Origin of the sequence: Lachnospira multipara LB2003, assembly GCF_000702205.1 — a bacterium.
Taxonomy (GTDB): domain Bacteria; phylum Bacillota; class Clostridia; order Lachnospirales; family Lachnospiraceae; genus Lachnospira; species Lachnospira multipara_A.
The window spans coordinates 124,343-141,844 of the sequence record NZ_JNKW01000005.1; the positions used below are offsets into that span (position 1 = coordinate 124,343).

The following is a 17,502-nucleotide window of genomic DNA, read 5'->3' on the forward strand; positions in this document are numbered from 1 at the left end:
GCTTTGTGCTATACTATCGCTTGAATTTATAATAAAAAAGATAATTAATCTTGGGAGGCCATTATGTTTATATATCTTTTAGGCGATAGTTACTTTAAATGGACTACATTTTTTGGCGTAATATTCGCATTCATACTTACCTTTGCAGCTATCTCATTAGCTAAGGCTATTTTACCACGTGATGCCGGTAGAGCATTTGCTATTAACGGATCAAAATCTGTTGGTAAGCCTCGAGGAGCTGGTTTAGTATTTATACTTACATTTGTAATTTCAACTCTTCTTTTTGTTAAGATTAATATAGAAATGTGCATCTACCTATGCTTAATAGTATTTGAGATGCTTTCAGGATATTTTGATGACGCATCATCAAAGCCTTGGGGAGAATTAAAGAAAGGTCTTATTGATTTTGTTATTGCTCTTGTTTGTGCATGTACATTCCTTTACTTTAACCCTAACACATTTACACTAGCCCTTTTTGATAAAACTATAACTCTTAATCCAATTGTTTATGGTATTCTTATAATTATTCTTATCTGGGCAAGTATTAATGTTACTAACTGTTCTGATGGTGTTGATGGTTTATGTGGAACATTATCAATTGTTACTTTATCAACAACTTATATTCTATTCCATGAAATCGCCTCATCAGAATTACAATATAGACATTGCGTAATTATTATGGTGGTTTGCTTACTTGCTTACCTTTGGTTTAACTCTTCACCTAGCCAGTTACTTATGGGTGATGCTGGTTCAAGAGCAATCGGTATTTTTATTGCCATCACATTCTTAAAGCTTCATAGCCCATTCTTATTTATTCCAATGGCTATTATGCTTATTCTTGATGGTGGTCTTGGCTTAGTTAAACTTACAATTATGCGTGTATTTAAAACTAAGAACTTCATGAAAAATCTTAGAACACCTATTCATGACCATATGAGAAAAAATAAGACATGGTCAGATACACAGGTTGTTGCAAGATTCGCTATTATACAGCTTATAATTGCATTAGCAGTTATTTACGCCCTAGTTTAATATTGAATTTAATAGACATTAAAAAAAGAATGAGAATTTTATTTCTCATTCTTTTTTATTGCATTTCTTCTTTCAGCTTGTCTTTTTAAACGCTTATGTTCTCTTTCTTTGTTTTGTCTGTCTTTAATTTTTTTAGCGCCTTCAATGTCTGTTTTTTTCATAATTCTGATCACATAATATTGGCCATTATCAGCTTGTTTTGTTCTAAATCGTCCCTTTATTAAGCCATGCTCTATACACTCAAAAAGCCCATAATAAACTTTTGAATTAGTTGCAAACCATTTTATTTTTCTCTTCATTGCTTTGCCACAATAAATACAATTGCAAGCTCTTACAACTCTATCGTCTGCTGCCCTTTCTCTTGAGTCAAATCCTCTAGAGATATATTTTTCATATTCACCATAATTTTGATATATTTCTTCTTTTCTTGTGTTAGGAATGAAATATGTATCTATACTTGTATAATGACCAACTTTTTTTAGGTCGATTTTTTGCAAAACCTTGGCAGTATAGTGTGCGTCAGAAAGAGCAGAATGATATTCTTCTGTTTCTCTAATTTTTAGTTCCTGAATTGCACTTTTTAGATTAAGCTTATCCTTACCATTAAGGTACATGTAACTATATAATTTCTGAACATCAAGATATATAAAAGGCTTTGGGAATGGAATATCCACTTTATAATGTTTCATATTTCGTTGTAGCTCAGTTAAATCCATGCTACCCCAAATTGCAAAAGTATATTCATCACCACACCATTCAAGAAATTCTTTTATGGCATTCTCAAACAAATCGCCCTTTTCTAAATCACTTTCTGTTAAATGAATAACTTTTTTAACTGCTGATTGTAATTTTTTATATGCTCTTGGCTTAATTACTCTCTGCCATTCGCCTTTATATCTTAATTTTTCGTCTAACTTAACTGCGCCAATTTCTATTATTTCAAATGGCATATCAGGTAAGGAGTTAACCTTTCCAGTGGAACTTTGATTCCATTCAAGGTCTAATATAATATAATTCATAAATTGATATTTCTCCTCTTGGCTTATAATAACCTGACTATATTATATAAGAATTATACATTATAATAAAGTACCTCATTAAGATATATTTCAAGTGTTTCACACACTACTTTGCTAAAATATTATTTGACTACATTCCAACTTATATGTAAACTTTTATCTAGCTAGCAAGGAATACGGTTAGAATCCGTAGCAGCTCACTCTACTGTATTGTGTTACATTTAATTATTTAAGCCACTGATTTTCTTTAGTTTATGGTTTTTCCTCAAAAGCTTAGACCAAAGTCATTTGGGAAGGTTAATTAAATGGCTTATACACTAAGCCAGGATATTTGTTAGCAAAAATTTTTTACTGTCCCCTGGTGAGAGGTTCGACAAGTGATGATTATTCATCGGAGAGGAAAATTATGAAAAAAACAATTAAGCATGTTTTTGCTCTTTTTTGCACTACTCTTGCACTTATTCCAACTGCAATTAGTGTTAAAGCAGACGTAAACAAGACAACACCAAATGTTTCTGATGTGAAAGCTCAAGCTATTACTACTGCTAATTATTGCTTAACATCTGACGCTAATCTTTTTAGTGACTTAAGCACTAATTCAAATTTCCATACAGCTTCAAGAGACCTACTTCTTGCTAATGCTGTAGGGGCAGATATTACTACTGAACTAAATACATATTTAGAAACTGTTAAGACGCTTCTAAATGAAGACGGATCTTTAATTCTTGATAGTAGTAATGGTTACATACTTGCTAACTACGCTGATCTTTTGGATGTTCTTGCAATCGCTAAAATCGATGCAACTAACTTTGAAGGACACGATATTGTTAGTATTTTTAATGAGCAGATGAAAGCTGTTACAACTAGTCAATTTGCAGATTCTAATTATGTAAATCCTTATCTTCTAAGTGGTTTATATGCAACAACAAGATCATACCATTCACTCTTATCAGACTATGATCAGATTTATACAAATCTCACAGCTGCCATTAAATCAATAACAACTAATGAAGGTGTACAATACTATGGTTTCTCAGCTGATAATGACTTTAATGTATTAACAGGTATGACAGCACTTTATAACAGCGATGCTGAATTTGCACAAAAAATCGATGCTATTGCAACTAAGCATACAAATACAACAGCAGACTCAGCTGGTACAATCTATACAGACCCAGAAACTGGAGCAGTATTCTTTTATGGAGCATTAAACTCAGATTCAACTGCACTTTCCCTTGGTTTTGTATCAGAATATGGTTCTAGCGAAAATTCAGCAATTAAGTACAATGCCTTAATTAGCAACTTTAAGTCACAGACAACTGCTGGTGCTTTTACATATTACGGAGATGATAGCATATACTCTTCTCGTGATGCATTATTAGGATTAAGTGTTTACATTAGTTCTTTAGAGAATACTACTCATCCTTTCTATGTAACACCATATATAAATACAGTTTCTAATAACGAAACAGAAAACGACACAGTAAACGAGACAGAAAATAACACAGAAACTAGTGCAGCTCCTATTCTAGATTCAGCTCAAACAAGCGATAACTTAAATCTTTCTCTTACAGTTGTTTTAATGGCTGCTTCTTTAGTAACTGTTGCTTCATTATCAATAAATAATAAGAAAAATAACGTGTTATAATAATATTAGTGTTCACTATAGACCAACATAGACGAGACTTTTAAGACAGTGAATACAAGAAAAAGGTATGTGAGAAATCACATACCTTTTTTAATACATACCAAATTTTATTTTTATTCGTTCTAGCTTCTGAATCACGCTATCTCCTATTAAAAAAGAACATATGCTAGCAAAAAGTGCATGTAGAAAATCATAAGGAACACCTGTTATATACATCAACTTTAATGTTTCAAAGCTTATATAGCTTTCACTTCCCGCTCCCATATATGAAGAACCTGTTATCATACTTGCAAAATTCATTATGCCGCCGTATATTACAAAAACCGTTATAAATGTAAAAACCGTAACTGTAATTATATTAGTTGGTATCTTACTTCTACTAAAAATCACATACAAAATAATTCCTAAAAAACCAAAAATATATAATCGCCATCCAAAAAAGCTTTCATTATCAGCTCTTGTAAATAAATAGCTTATAAAGGCTATTAACTCGCAAAAAACAACTAGAACAAGAGGAAATAATACTGCCTTTATCCCAGTATTTACATTTTCTTTTAACACTTTTTTCTTATCTGATAGATGTCCAATTACTTCAACTTTAGCAAAAGCAATACCGCCTAATGCACCAAGCAAACCCCAAGCTAACATCTGCCATGGAGTCCACATTCCCTGTCCCATAAAAAAGTTACATATAAACCTTGCAAGTACACCTATTAACAAACCTGCCTGTGCGCCAAGACCTATTCCAGAAAGAATCACTAAACTCGTTCCTAGATGAAGTGGAATTGTAAATGCACATATTAAATTAGCAACTACTGTAAGTGCTGCCATTAACGCTATTAAAACAACTTCCCTTGCCTTAAGCTTCTTAGCTTTATAATGCAGTGCTAAAGGTAAAGCTGACACAATTAATACTACTGTTGATATTAACCAATAACTCATCTTACCAGTCCTTTGATAATTTTTTTATTTTTTCCACATCTGACATTACAATACAGTTATTGAAAATATCAGACATAACTCTATTAACTCCTGTAGTAAAAAACATATTTCCTGCAAAAAAATCTCTTGTATTATTTAGACTTGCTACTTCTCCATCAAAAAGTAATGCGCATTTATTAGCATACCTAGCAGTCCATTCTAAATCATGAGTAACAACTACAACTGTTATTCCTTCTTTGTCCACTAGTTTTTTTAGCATATCGCCTATTTCCTGTCTATAGAATGGATCAAGTCCCTTTGTTGGTTCGTCTAACAAAAGGATTTCTGGTTTCATTAACATAATCTTTGCTATGGCAAGTTTTTGAGCCTCACCACCACTAAGATCATATGGATGTCTTTTGGCACATGACTCTAAGCCGATGTTTTTTAAGCTTTCATATACCAATTCCTTCTTTTTTTCCAAATCCAATTCTTTGTATAAATCAGACCTAAGAAGGATTATTTCTGCTAATTCTTCTTCCACACTTATCTGTGTAAATACCGTTAATGGATTCTGAGGTAACATATATATTCTCTTATTTTTAGCTACTTTTATCTTTCCTGATTTTGCTTTTTCTATATTGGTTAAAAGCTTTAGTAAGGTTGATTTTCCCGCTCCATTTCCACCAAGAATTGCTGTAATTTCACCTTCATTTATCTGTAAATTCAAATTATTAAGTACCTTTTTATTATCTATATTATCATTGTAATAAAAGGACACATCTTTAATTGTAATAATTGGACTTATCTTCTTATCACTATTTATATTTGGATCTTGTCCTCTAAGATAGTTTTCCACATCTTTTCTAATATTTGTTGGCATATCCACAAAATATTCCTTTATCCACTTTCTAACTTGTGGAACAGTTATTCTATCTGTTTTTTCTGATAGTTTTTCATATACCCTAACTGCCTTTGGTAGTCCTAATGTTAAGTTGCTTTCTAACTCTCTAAGCTTTGAAATCATTGTGGATTTATCCCCAGTTGCTAACACTTTACCATTCTCTAGCGCCACAATCTTATCTACTTTCTCATAGATATTCTCTAAATTATGTTCAATCATAATTATTGTTGTTCCTAAATCTGCGTTAATTGCAGCAATCTGTCCTAAAAATCGCTTTGTTGCAATTGGATCTAGCTGTGCAGTTGGCTCATCTAATAAAAGAATCGATGGTGTTGTTACCATAACAGAAGCTAAATTTAAAAGCTGCTTTTGTCCGCCTGAAAGACTTGTAACCTTTTTGTTATACCAATCTGATATTCCAAAATACTCTGCCATTTCAGCAACTCTACTTCTAATGCTGTTATTAGAAACCCCTAAATTTTCTAATCCAAATGCTAGCTCATGCCAAACCGTATCTGTAACAATTTGATTATCTGGATTCTGTGTTACTAATCCTACTGTCTTAGTAGCCTCTAATTGGCTCATTTCGCCAACTTCTCTGCTTCCTATAAGGATTTTACCGCTATTTCTTCCTGCTGGCATCATGCCTGTTTTAAGGCACTTTAAAAGGGTTGACTTTCCACTTCCTGATTTGCCTATAAGAAGATTAATGCTACCTTCTTCTATTCCTAAATTTATATCCTCTAATGCAAATTCATCACTTCCACTATAGGAAAAGCTAAAATCTTTAATTTCAACAATTTTTCCCATTATATTAGCTCTCCTTTTTTGTCATACTTTTCTTTTTTACATAAAATACTAGTTCTATTATCACTGGAAGCAATGCTTCACATATAAATAAAACAAGAGCAGCTATATTAAAAATGTCCCATTTATTCATAATAATAACTGGTAACATATATACTCTATACTTCTTATTAACAAGCTCCCAGACAAGAAACGCCAAAATCATTATCTGAATAGAAATAAATATTTTGTCTCTTTTATTCATAGTAAATTTATGATAACTTGTTCGTCCCTTTAATCCATAGCCTCTGCTTTCCATAGAATTTGCTGTTTCTATTGAGCTTTCTAAAGACCAAGACACAAGTATAGAAAATTCTCTTAATCTATATTTCATATTAGATAATAAGCCAGCACTAGGATTTATTATTCCCATTGCTAGCTGGCCCTCATGAATTTGCTTTAATCGATTTTTAAACAAAGGAATAAATCTAAGTATCATTGTAAAAAAAAGACCTAATGTTGGAGATAATCGTCCAAACAAATAAAACATTTTTTCTGAATCAATCATTATTCTTAAAATGACACACCAAATTATTCCAGATACCAGCATAAGGCTTATAACAGCTCCATATAGGTAATTTTCCATATAAACCGCAGACTCATTAACATAAAATAAAACCTTGCTTCCTGTGTGATATAAAAGTGGCTGAAGCCCTATCATAAATACAATGATTGGTATGGATAATGATATTAAGTTTACTAATTTTTTCTTATTTTCTTCTAAACATATGCATACTAACAATCCTGTAAAAAAAGAACATAATAGTACTATTACATTTATTGTACTCATTGTTACTATAAGCATTGTTATCACATATAATAAAAGCACCAAAGGATGTGCTTTTTCATACTGTTTCTGATTCATATAGTCTCCATTCAATTAATTATGGTGCGTAATCGCCTTTTATTCCACTATACCACCAAACCATGCTATCTCCATCCTTTAATTCATACTGAGATGATCCTCTATCTGCAAAAACATTATTTACATAATAAGTCCATCCTGAAAAATTATTTCCGTTTCCTAATGCTCCATCTAATAATTTATGCGTAATACCAGCAATATCGCTTACATAACCGCCACTTGCCTTTAAAGATACGCCTTCCTCATTACAAGCCATCTTTAAAAGGTTAAGGGCTGTTGTACCCTCTTCAACATAATAGTACTTTGTTGAAATTATCTCTCCATTTGCAGGTATTTTTTCTTTAACAGCATCTGGAAGCTTAGAATTATAATCATCCCATAAAAGCGCCTTTGCTGTTACTCTTACGCTTACTCTAATATATTTTTTATCATCTTGTGGAAGTGCTTTATTATTACTTCCATTAGCTTCATCATTTCCTATGCTGTCCTTATTGCTATTATCTGTGACTCGGTTTGAATCTTGCTGTCCATTAATTTCATCTGATTTTTCTGTATTATTATCAGCATCACTTTCAAAATCACTTTCTTCTATGTCTGATTTATCCAATTCACTTTCTTTAGTTTTCTCATTAGCTCCATCTGATTCTATCTCATTACTATCATCCGTATCCGTGCCATTTTGCCTATTATACTCCTCATGCAATCTATTTTGTATATCAGCTATCTTCTTGGCATCATCATTATATTGCTTAACGCTTCTAAATTTTACTCCTGTAAATACAAAAATCACAAAAGCTACTAAAAGCAAACAAGTTCCTATTATTCTTATCTTCTTATATTTATCAAACATATTAATTTCACCTACTCTAGTTATAAATAAAAGGAGCATATGAATTTTTATATGCCCCTTTTATTCTTTCGTATTCAATTAATGTTCCCACCCAGAGTCGAACTGGGGATTGAGACTTAGGAGGTCCCCGTTATATCCACTTAACTATGAGAACTCTTTAAAAACAGCACTATCACTGTTTAAACGTACTTATTTTATCACATAGCAATTTGCAGGTCAACTTCTACAAATTCCTTAAATAACAAAAGGCATTGAAAAAATCAGCCATAAATGTCTTTTTTTATCAATGCCTTTTATGTTTATGATTTAAATTTTACATTTCCCTGTAGCCATATTTGACCTTTGAAACGACGTCCAATTTCTGGCTCTCCCATTAAATGCTTTTTATTGATTACTGTAGTTATAAACAAGTCATTACAGTCCAAAAGCATTATATACATGGTCTCACCTGTGTATATATTCTCTTCTGTTTTTATCTCCATAATTTCACCAATTACTGAGTATTGATCACATTCAACACCACATGGCATAAAGGTTGAATCAACTATTGTAAAAATATCTTCTTTAACAATTCTATGTGACAATTCATTGTATTTATCCATATCTTCAATTGTTAGACTTTCAATGGCGTCTTCATCACCTTTTTTAGCTGCTTGAATTAGATTTTTTCTCTTTTTTTCCTCTTCTGCACTTATTTTTGCTTTCTTATTCTTCGCTGTGGGTAGTAATATAAGTCCTCCAAGTGATAATCCTGCAAGCGCTACCTTTTTATGTCTTATGGCTTGTTTTGCCACTGAATTTCTCACATCCGGATTAAAATTATCAACCTTTAATTCTCCTCCATCATATAAGTAGTCTAAATAATCCATAACATTTTGCAAATAAAAAATAAGTGTTACACCTGTCTTTAGTTCGTCACAACCCACTTCATATGATTCTTTATCCAAATGTCTTTCCACTACTAATTCCTCATTAGTTATTACCCTTGTTCCCACAACGAAAGGATGATAATACTCATATTTAAATTCTTTACCATCATATCTTCCAAAGACATATAATCCTGTTGAATTACTTAAACGAAAAATTATTACGCCTCTATTTAATGCCTCGTGGTGAACTACAAATTTTTCTTTTAAGCTTTCTTCAATTCCTAATTTAATGAATTCTTCTTCACTCTCAGAAGTCATTTCACTAAACCCTAAAGCTCTAATATATATGTTCATAAGCCACTCATTTCTAGGTTTCCCTTGTATTATTCCGTATCAATAATGAACATTGTAAGCTCTGTCATGAGGTTTTTTTCTACATTTTCTTCATATGGCGTTCCGTCTGAATGAAACGTCATTCTAATCACTGGTCTATCTGTGTAATCCTTATTTTGTCGCACAACAACACCTTTTTCACCCTTATCAGTAATTACGGTTATTCCCACAGGAAATGCCGCTACTGATTCTAATAATTTATTAGTAATTGCTGCATCAAATTTCACACCAGAATTTATTTTTAAAAATTCGATTGCTTCATATATCTTTAGTTTCTTATTACCAATTCCACTGATTAGGCTATCAAATTCGTCACATATTGATACGAGTTTAACCTCTAACTTAAGTTTATCACCTGTTTGTCCAAAAGGATAGCCTGTACCATCAATTCTTTCGTGATGCATAAGTATTATTTCCTTACTTGTATCAGAAATCCAACTTTCATCCTGTATTGAACTATATCCATAAACAGTGTGATTTCTATATTCTAGAGAATCTTTTTTATTCATCTCCTTCTCAGTAATATCAATATATGGCACATTTACATACCTTAATCCAATATCATGCAAAATTGCGCCTATTGAAACATTTCTCACCTGTTTTTCACTCATTTTAAGTCTTAAAGCCATAATTGTTGATAAGGAGCACACATTAAGACAATGGGTATACATATCTGTACTTACATTCCTTATTTCTGTGATATTAGTTACAACTTCAGGTTCCTCTAGTACCGAATTAATTATTTTTTCTGCTTCTTGCCCAATTTGCCACAAATCTTTATTGTGCTTATATATATGTTTTTCTAAAACCGACTTAACTACTACTTTAGAATCTTCCATGGTTTCTTCAACCTTGTATATATGCTCAGGCACATTACTTTTAGGCAATATATCAACCTTTTTTTCTTCAACTTTATCGTCTCTAATATAGATTTCATACAATCCTATATTCCTTACTCTTGTGATTAGATCGGAAGTTAAGACCACATCTGCATGAATTAAGACTATATCATTATCTGAAACAATTGGAAGTGCTAAGATTTCATTTCCCACAAGATCATCAACTTTAACTTTTCTCATAGCATACCCCATTTAAAAACATATCTTTTTTCACGGTCATTATAGTTGTCCTTTACTGTATTTATGCCTGGTTACACCAATTTGTATCCATTACAAAAATAATAGGACTTGCAATTACTTATAAAATAACATATATTTAATAATATAGCAAATAGTGTGTAAATATTTTATAAGTAAACTAACGGGTTTTTGTGATGAAATTTGTTTGTTATTTTTTTAACGTTTTTATTGACAAGTAACGCTTTATCGTGTTATAGTGGCTTTGTTAATAAATTATCAAACTTTGTTATAAAAGTATCCGTATCATGAGACGGCGACTTTTTCATCACGTAGTTACGTAAAGCGCTGCTTACGTTTCTATCTAGCCTTATTTACGATTAAGAATAGAACCTCCCAAATAATGCGTTCATTTTTCTTAGGTACGAATCGTAAATCCAATATATTGGCAGCGCAGAAATGAGGAGATTATGTCAGAGAAACAAAAAACATTAGTAGTTGACACAGTCGAAGCACTTGAAGAGAAGCTTAATTCAGTTAGAAAGGCACAGCGTGAATTTGCAACATTCTCTCAAGAACAGGTAGACAAAATTTTTAGAGCTGCTGCTCTTGCCGCTAACAAAGAAAGAATTCGTCTTGCTAAGTTAGCAGTTGAAGAAACAGGAATGGGTATCGTAGAAGATAAGGTTATTAAGAACCATTTTGCTTCTGAGTATATCTACAACAAGTACAAGGATACAAAGACATGTGGTATTCTTGAAAGAGATACAGCTGCTGGTATTACAAAGATTGCAGAGCCTATCGGTATTGTTGCTGCTGTTATTCCAACAACAAACCCTACATCAACAGCTATTTTTAAGACATTAGTATCTTTAAAGACTCGTAATGGTATTATCATTAGCCCACATCCAAGAGCTAAGGGTTCTACTATTGAAGCTGCTAGAGTTGTTTTAGAGGCTGCTGTTAAGGCTGGTGCTCCAGAAGGCATTATTGGTTGGATTGATGTTCCATCACTTGACTTAACTAACATGCTTATGAAGGAAGCTGACATCATTCTTGCTACAGGTGGTCCTGGTATGGTTAAATCAGCATACTCTTCAGGTACTCCTGCACTCGGTGTTGGTGCTGGTAACACACCTGCTATTATTGATGAAACAGCAGATATTACATTAGCTGTTAACTCAATCATTCATTCTAAGACATTTGATAATGGTATGATCTGTGCTTCAGAACAGTCTGTAATCGTTGATAAGAAGATTTACGATGCTGTTAAGAAGGAATTTGAAGACAGAGGATGCTATTTCTTAAATAAAACAGAAACAGAAAAGGTTAGAAAGACTATCCTTATTAATGGCGCACTTAACGCTAAGATCGTTGGTCAGAAGGCCGCAACAATCGCTGCCCTAGCTGGTGTTAAGGTTCCAGAAGAAACAAAGATTATCATTGGTGAAGTTACTTCTGTTGATATTTCAGAAGAATTCGCTCATGAAAAGCTTTCTCCAGTACTTGCTATGTACAAGTCAGAAAACTTCGAAGATGCTATCGACAAGGCTTCTCACTTAATCGCTGATGGTGGTTTTGGTCATACATCTTCACTTTATATCAACATTCCTACACAGCAGGAAAAGATTGCTAAATGGTCAGAGGCTATGAAGACTTGCCGTTGCTTAATTAATACTCCTTCATCACAGGGTGGTATCGGTGATATTTATAACTTCTCTCTTACACCTTCACTTACTCTTGGTTGTGGTTCTTGGGGCGGTAACTCAGTTTCTGAGAACGTTGGTGTTAAGCACCTTATCAATATCAAGAACGTAGCTGAGAGGAGAGAGAATATGCTTTGGTTTAGAGCACCTGAAAAGGTTTACTTCAAGAAGGGTTGTCTTCCAGTAGCTCTTGATGAATTAAAGAACGTTATGGGTAAGAAGAAGGCCTTCATCGTAACAGATCAGTTCCTTTATAAGAACGGTCATATTAAGAACATTACAGATAAGCTTGATGAAATGGGTATCCAGTATACTTGCTTCTATGATGTAGCTCCAGATCCAACACTTGCTTGTGCTAAGGCTGGTGCTGAGGCAATGAGATTATTCGAACCTGATACAATCATTGCTATCGGTGGTGGTTCAGCTATGGATGCTGGTAAGATTATGTGGGTTATGTATGAACATCCAGAAGCTGATTTCGAAGACATGGCAATGCGTTTCATGGATATCAGAAAGAGAATTTATACATTCCCTAAGATGGGTGAAAAAGCTTACTTTGTAGCTATTTCTACTTCATCTGGTACAGGTTCTGAAGTAACTCCATTCGCAGTTATTACAGACGAAAAGACAGGTCTTAAGTATCCTTTAGCAGATTATGAATTACTTCCTAACATGGCTATTGTTGATGCTGATATGCATATGACTCAGCCTAAGGGATTAACAGCTGCTTCAGGTTTTGATGCATTAGTTCATGCTTTAGAGGCTTATGCTTCTATTATGGCTACAGAATTTACAGATGGTATTTCACTTAAGGCTATTAAGACTATATTTGATTACTTACCATCTGCATACGAGAATGGTGCTAACGATGCTAAGGCAAGAGAAAAGATGGCAGTAGCTAGCTGTATGGCTGGTATGGCATTTGCTAACGCATTCCTTGGTGTTTGCCACTCTATGGCTCATAAGCTTGGTGCTTACCATCACTTACCACATGGTGTTGCAAATGCAATTCTTCTTACAGAAATTATGAGATTTAATGCTGTTGATGTTCCTACTAAGATGGGTACATTCCCTCAGTATCAGTATCCACATTGTAAGGAAAGATACGTTGAGGTTGCTGAATTCTTAGGTATCCAGGGTAAGGACGATGATGAGAAGTTCGAAAAGCTTATTGCTAAGATTGAAGAACTTAAGCATACAATCGGTATTAAAGATACAATTAAAGATTACGGAATCGAAGAAAAAGATTTCCTTGCTACTCTTGATGAAATGTCAGAAATGGCCTTCGACGATCAGTGTACAGGAGCTAACCCAAGATATCCACTTATCAGTGAAATCAAGGATATGTACATTAAGGCTTACTATGGTAAACCAGTTGATATATCAAAGAAGACAAAGTAATTTTTATAAATAATTATGGGGACTATTTTTAGGTAGTAGAAAGGATACAAACATGAAAAAATTAATAGCTGAAAATAAATTAAAATCCGTTTATGTAGATGGCGGTATTGTAACTAAAGTATTTGACAAGGATTATAACAAGTCAGACGTTTTATATGAGGCTCTTAATACAGCTCGTGTTGAAGATGCTGGGGCTAAGATACCTAAACTTTTATCCGTTGATGTAAAAGACGGACAATGGAGTATAACAAGTGAATATGTAGAAGGACCAACTCTTACTGAGTTAATTAAGAAGAATCCTGGTAAGATTGATGAATATATCAATAAGATGGTAGAATATCAGGTTGATTTCCAGAAAAAATCTAACCCTCTCCTACTTGTTTTAAAAGATAAGTTAAAGAGACAGATTGATTCACTCACTGAAATTGATAATTCAACAAAATATGAACTTCAGACAAGACTTGATTCTATGCATAATCATACAAAGCTTTGTCATGGTGATTTTTGTCCAGACAACATCATCGCCGATTTAGATAAAGACGGTAACATTAAGTCATTAACTGCCGTAGACTGGGTTCATGCAACTCAAGGTAACGCTTCTGCAGATATTGCTAATACTTATCTTCTTCTCAAATTACAGTATGGAGAAGAAAGTGATATTGCCGATAAGTATATGGATGAGTTCTGCAAGATAACAAACACTCAAAAGGCTTACGTTACTACATGGCTTCCAATTGTTGCAGCAGCTAGACTTGCTAAAAACAAGCCGGAAGAAAAAACTTTACTTGAGAAGTGGATTAATGTCGTTGATTTCCAGTAAATATTAATCTCCTTTAAAATATAATAATGTGTAATATGATTTGATATTAATTTCTTCTCATTTCAACATTAAAGAAGCAACCCTAGGTTTCTAGGGTTGCTCCTTTTAATTTATCTTTTAATTTATCTTTTAATTTATCTTTTATTTTATCTTATCTTTTATTTGACTATAGTTTAATTCATTACTAAGTCTAGTCTAATTTTTTCATTCCTTTTTTAGATTAATTACACATATTCAAATCTAAACTCTTTTAAATCAAATTCTCCATCCCCTATAAAATCAAAGTATAGAGCATTTTTTCTATGATTTTTTATCCTAATATATTCAGATTTTTCTTTTATCCATGTCGTATTATTACAATCAATATTTATATACGACTCTATTTCTCCATTATAATTTGAGCGTATATTAAGTCTTCCTTTAGCCTCTCCTCTTATGGTAATTTCTATTAAAACTTCATCGTATTTTTCATCATAATCAAAGTACTTATATCCTATAACACATTCATTATGTATACGTGAAACGTACTGATTTTCCCCTTCTTCTCTATCTTCTCCATCCTGTGTTATTCTTACCTGTTTTAAAGCCTTTTCCTCTTTATCTTTATATTCATTTCTATCTATTAGGGTACAGGCTATATAACTTAGAAATGTTCCTACAGCCTTTAATGGCCCGCCATTTAAACCACAACTAGTTGCTTCTACCTGCTTAAAACATCCATTTTCATCCATAAAAATCTCTTCTGCAACTGCCTGCCTTGAATATGAGCTTGCATTACTATATCTATGATCAAATACATAATATTTATCCTGTATTTGTATTAAACTTCCGTGTGTATTTCCATTAGGATATGCCGGATTTTCTGCATTAAATCCATTTATTCCCACATCTGATGTTGAATGTAATCTTCCCATGTATTTAAAGTCTCTATCCGGGTACTTACTCATTGCATAATGTAATCCACCAATCCTTACTGAATATATTAAATAATATTTACCATTAAATTTACGCATTGATGGTGCTTCAAAATACCTTGTTTCATCATAAAAATCCGGATTTTTTTCAATTACAATTTTAGGCTTAGTCTTCATTGTTATATAATCATCTTCTAGCTTACATACATGACAGCCTACGTATTTTCTTCCTAATTCATCCTCATCCTGTCGTGGACAAAATCCAGAATAAAGATATATTTCTCCATCATCATCCATAAAAACGCCTGGGTCAAACTGATAATAATCTCCTGCCGCACTTCCATATACATGTCCATTTGGCAGTGAAACATCCCCTAAATACTTATATTTTCCGGCTGGCTTATCACTCACTGCAACAGATATTACTGAGGAATGCGCTATAGAATAGTATAAATAATATCTATTATCCTTACCCTTTAACACATCTGGCGCAAATAGTATTTTTCTGTCTGCCTTATGCGGATCATCTTCCTTTGTATATATTATTCCCTCAAATCTCCATTCCTTTAAATCATCCACAGGCGATGACCAGCACACATAATCATTTTCACAATAATCCTTGCCATTAAACCTATCGTGACTTCCGTATAAATAAACTCTCCCATCAAATATATGTGGTTCTCCATCCGGAATATACTCATAACTTGGTAAAAATGGATTAAATCCCTGTTTCATAAAAATCCCCCTTTAAAAATACATTTATATATAAAAAATCTGCTTATACCTAATTGATATAAGCAGATTTATATTATTCATTAAACACTAATCTTGTATTCTATATTTAATTACTTAGTAGGTACAAGCTCTGTTTTTCCGCCCATATAAGGTCTTAATGCCTCAGGGATAAGAACTCTACCATCTGCCTGTAAATTGTTCTCTAAGAAAGCGATAAGCATTCTAGGAGGTGCAACACAAGTATTATTTAATGTATGAGCAAAGTACTTGTTCTTATCTGGACCCTGTACTCTAATCTTTAATCTTCTAGCCTGAGCATCACCTAAGTTAGAGCATGAACCAACTTCGAAATACTTCTTCTGTCTTGGAGACCAAGCTTCAACGTCGATTGACTTAACCTTAAGATCAGCTAAATCACCTGAACAACACTCAAGTGTTCTTACAGGTATATCAAGTGTTCTAAAGAAGTCTACTGTGTTCTGCCATAACTTATCAAACCACATCTTGCTATCTTCTGGCTTACAAACAACAATCATTTCCTGTTTTTCAAACTGATGAATTCTATATACACCACGCTCTTCAATACCGTGAGCACCCTTTTCCTTACGGAAACATGGTGAGAAACTTGTAAGAGTCTTTGGAAGTTCTTCTTCTGGTGTAATTGTATCAATAAACTTACCAATCATTGAATGTTCAGATGTTCCGATTAAGTATAAGTCTTCGCCTTCAATCTTATACATCATAGCGTCCATTTCATCAAATGACATAACACCTGTAACTACGCTACTTCTAATCATGTAAGGAGGAATACAATATGTGAATCCTCTATCAATCATAAAATCTCTAGCATATGCTGTTACTGCTGAATGTAATCTAGCAATATCACCCATAAGGTAGTAGAATCCGTTACCAGCTACCTTACCAGCTGAATCCATGTCTATACCATCAAATCTTTCCATAATATCTGTATGATATGGTACTTCAAAATCAGGTACAACTGGATCACCATACTTCTGAATTTCAACATTTTCACTATCATCTTTACCAATAGGTACTGATGGATCAATAATGTTAGGAATTGTCATCATAATCTTAGTAACTTTTTCATTAAGTTCTGATTCTTTAGCTTCTAATTCCTTTAACTTCTCTGCCTGAGCATTAACCTGAGCCTTTACTTCTTCAGCTTCTTCCTTCTTTCCCTGACCCATTAAAGCACCAATCTGCTTAGAAAGCTTATTACGATTAGCTCTTAATTCATCAGCTTCTGTCTTTGTTGCTCTTGCCTGAGCATCTAATTCGATTACTTCATCTACTAATGGAAGTTTTCTATCCTGAAACTTATTCTTAATATTCTGCTTTACGATATCAGGATTTTCTCTTACAAATTTTAAATCTAACATATTTCCTCACTTCTGCATTATATGCATTTTTATTTATTTTATTTGTGTTTAGTATAAATTCATCTATGTCAATTTATCACTGAAACACTTTTTTAGCAATACG

13 protein-coding genes and 1 riboswitch are annotated in these 17,502 nt (G+C 33.0%); of the genes, 4 read left to right on the top strand and 9 right to left on the bottom strand.

Annotated features, from left to right (window positions below; genetic code table 11):
- The first annotated feature begins 63 nt into the window (after positions 1 to 63).
- Positions 64 to 1,032, top strand: a complete 969-nt coding sequence (locus T537_RS0104475) for an MraY family glycosyltransferase (protein WP_031556529.1) — start codon at positions 64 to 66, stop codon at positions 1,030 to 1,032.
- Between the two features lie 38 nt (positions 1,033 to 1,070).
- Here the strand turns inward: T537_RS0104475 and T537_RS0104480 are convergent, their stop codons facing one another.
- Positions 1,071 to 2,051, bottom strand: coding sequence for a 3'-5' exonuclease (locus tag T537_RS0104480; protein WP_031556530.1), 981 nt, complete (start codon positions 2,049 to 2,051; stop codon positions 1,071 to 1,073).
- Positions 2,052 to 2,184: 133 nt separating this feature from the next.
- Positions 2,185 to 2,405: riboswitch (cobalamin riboswitch) on the top strand.
- Between the two features lie 52 nt (positions 2,406 to 2,457).
- Here T537_RS0104480 and T537_RS0104485 point away from each other — a divergent pair.
- On the top strand, positions 2,458 to 3,699 hold the full coding sequence (locus tag T537_RS0104485; RefSeq protein WP_031556531.1) for a hypothetical protein: 1,242 nt from the start codon (positions 2,458 to 2,460) through the stop codon (positions 3,697 to 3,699).
- Between the two features lie 90 nt (positions 3,700 to 3,789).
- Here the strand turns inward: T537_RS0104485 and T537_RS0104490 are convergent, their stop codons facing one another.
- The 6 genes from T537_RS0104490 to T537_RS0104515 all read right to left on the bottom strand — a co-directional run bounded on the left by T537_RS0104490 (position 3,790) and on the right by T537_RS0104515 (position 10,426).
- Positions 3,790 to 4,641, bottom strand: a complete 852-nt coding sequence (locus T537_RS0104490) for an ECF transporter S component (RefSeq protein WP_027437928.1) — start codon at positions 4,639 to 4,641, stop codon at positions 3,790 to 3,792.
- A 1-nt stretch (position 4,642) separates the two neighbouring features.
- Positions 4,643 to 6,334: an ABC transporter ATP-binding protein gene (locus T537_RS0104495; protein WP_027437927.1), complete on the bottom strand. Its 1,692-nt coding sequence runs from the start codon at positions 6,332 to 6,334 to the stop codon at positions 4,643 to 4,645.
- A 4-nt stretch (positions 6,335 to 6,338) separates the two neighbouring features.
- Positions 6,339 to 7,235: an energy-coupling factor transporter transmembrane component T gene (locus tag T537_RS0104500; protein ID WP_027437926.1), complete on the bottom strand. Its 897-nt coding sequence runs from the start codon at positions 7,233 to 7,235 to the stop codon at positions 6,339 to 6,341.
- Positions 7,236 to 7,254: 19 nt separating this feature from the next.
- Positions 7,255 to 8,085: a DUF4430 domain-containing protein gene (locus T537_RS0104505; protein WP_197017987.1), complete on the bottom strand. Its 831-nt coding sequence runs from the start codon at positions 8,083 to 8,085 to the stop codon at positions 7,255 to 7,257.
- 299 nt (positions 8,086 to 8,384) lie between these two features.
- Positions 8,385 to 9,308, bottom strand: a complete 924-nt coding sequence (locus T537_RS0104510) for a DUF3881 family protein (RefSeq protein ID WP_027437924.1) — start codon at positions 9,306 to 9,308, stop codon at positions 8,385 to 8,387.
- Between the two features lie 29 nt (positions 9,309 to 9,337).
- Positions 9,338 to 10,426, bottom strand: a complete 1,089-nt coding sequence (locus T537_RS0104515; RefSeq protein WP_242839158.1) for an HD-GYP domain-containing protein — start codon at positions 10,424 to 10,426, stop codon at positions 9,338 to 9,340.
- 467 nt (positions 10,427 to 10,893) lie between these two features.
- On the opposite strand from T537_RS0104515, the gene adhE reads away from it, so the two are divergent.
- Together adhE and T537_RS0104525 are read left to right on the top strand one after the other, a co-directional pair.
- Positions 10,894 to 13,530, top strand: coding sequence for a bifunctional acetaldehyde-CoA/alcohol dehydrogenase (gene adhE / locus T537_RS0104520; RefSeq protein ID WP_031556532.1), 2,637 nt, complete (start codon positions 10,894 to 10,896; stop codon positions 13,528 to 13,530).
- A gap of 52 nt (positions 13,531 to 13,582) precedes the next feature.
- Positions 13,583 to 14,350 (top strand): phosphotransferase, encoded by a 768-nt coding sequence (locus T537_RS0104525; RefSeq protein ID WP_031556533.1) that lies wholly within the window; start codon positions 13,583 to 13,585, stop codon positions 14,348 to 14,350.
- 224 nt (positions 14,351 to 14,574) lie between these two features.
- Here the strand turns inward: T537_RS0104525 and T537_RS0104530 are convergent, their stop codons facing one another.
- Together T537_RS0104530 and serS are read right to left on the bottom strand one after the other, a co-directional pair.
- A complete protein-coding gene (locus T537_RS0104530; protein WP_031556534.1) occupies positions 14,575 to 15,999 on the bottom strand; it encodes a family 43 glycosylhydrolase in 1,425 nt (474 codons plus the stop codon).
- Between the two features lie 110 nt (positions 16,000 to 16,109).
- Positions 16,110 to 17,399, bottom strand: a complete 1,290-nt coding sequence (gene serS, locus T537_RS0104535) for a serine--tRNA ligase (RefSeq protein WP_031556535.1) — start codon at positions 17,397 to 17,399, stop codon at positions 16,110 to 16,112.
- Positions 17,400 to 17,502 lie beyond the last annotated feature (103 nt).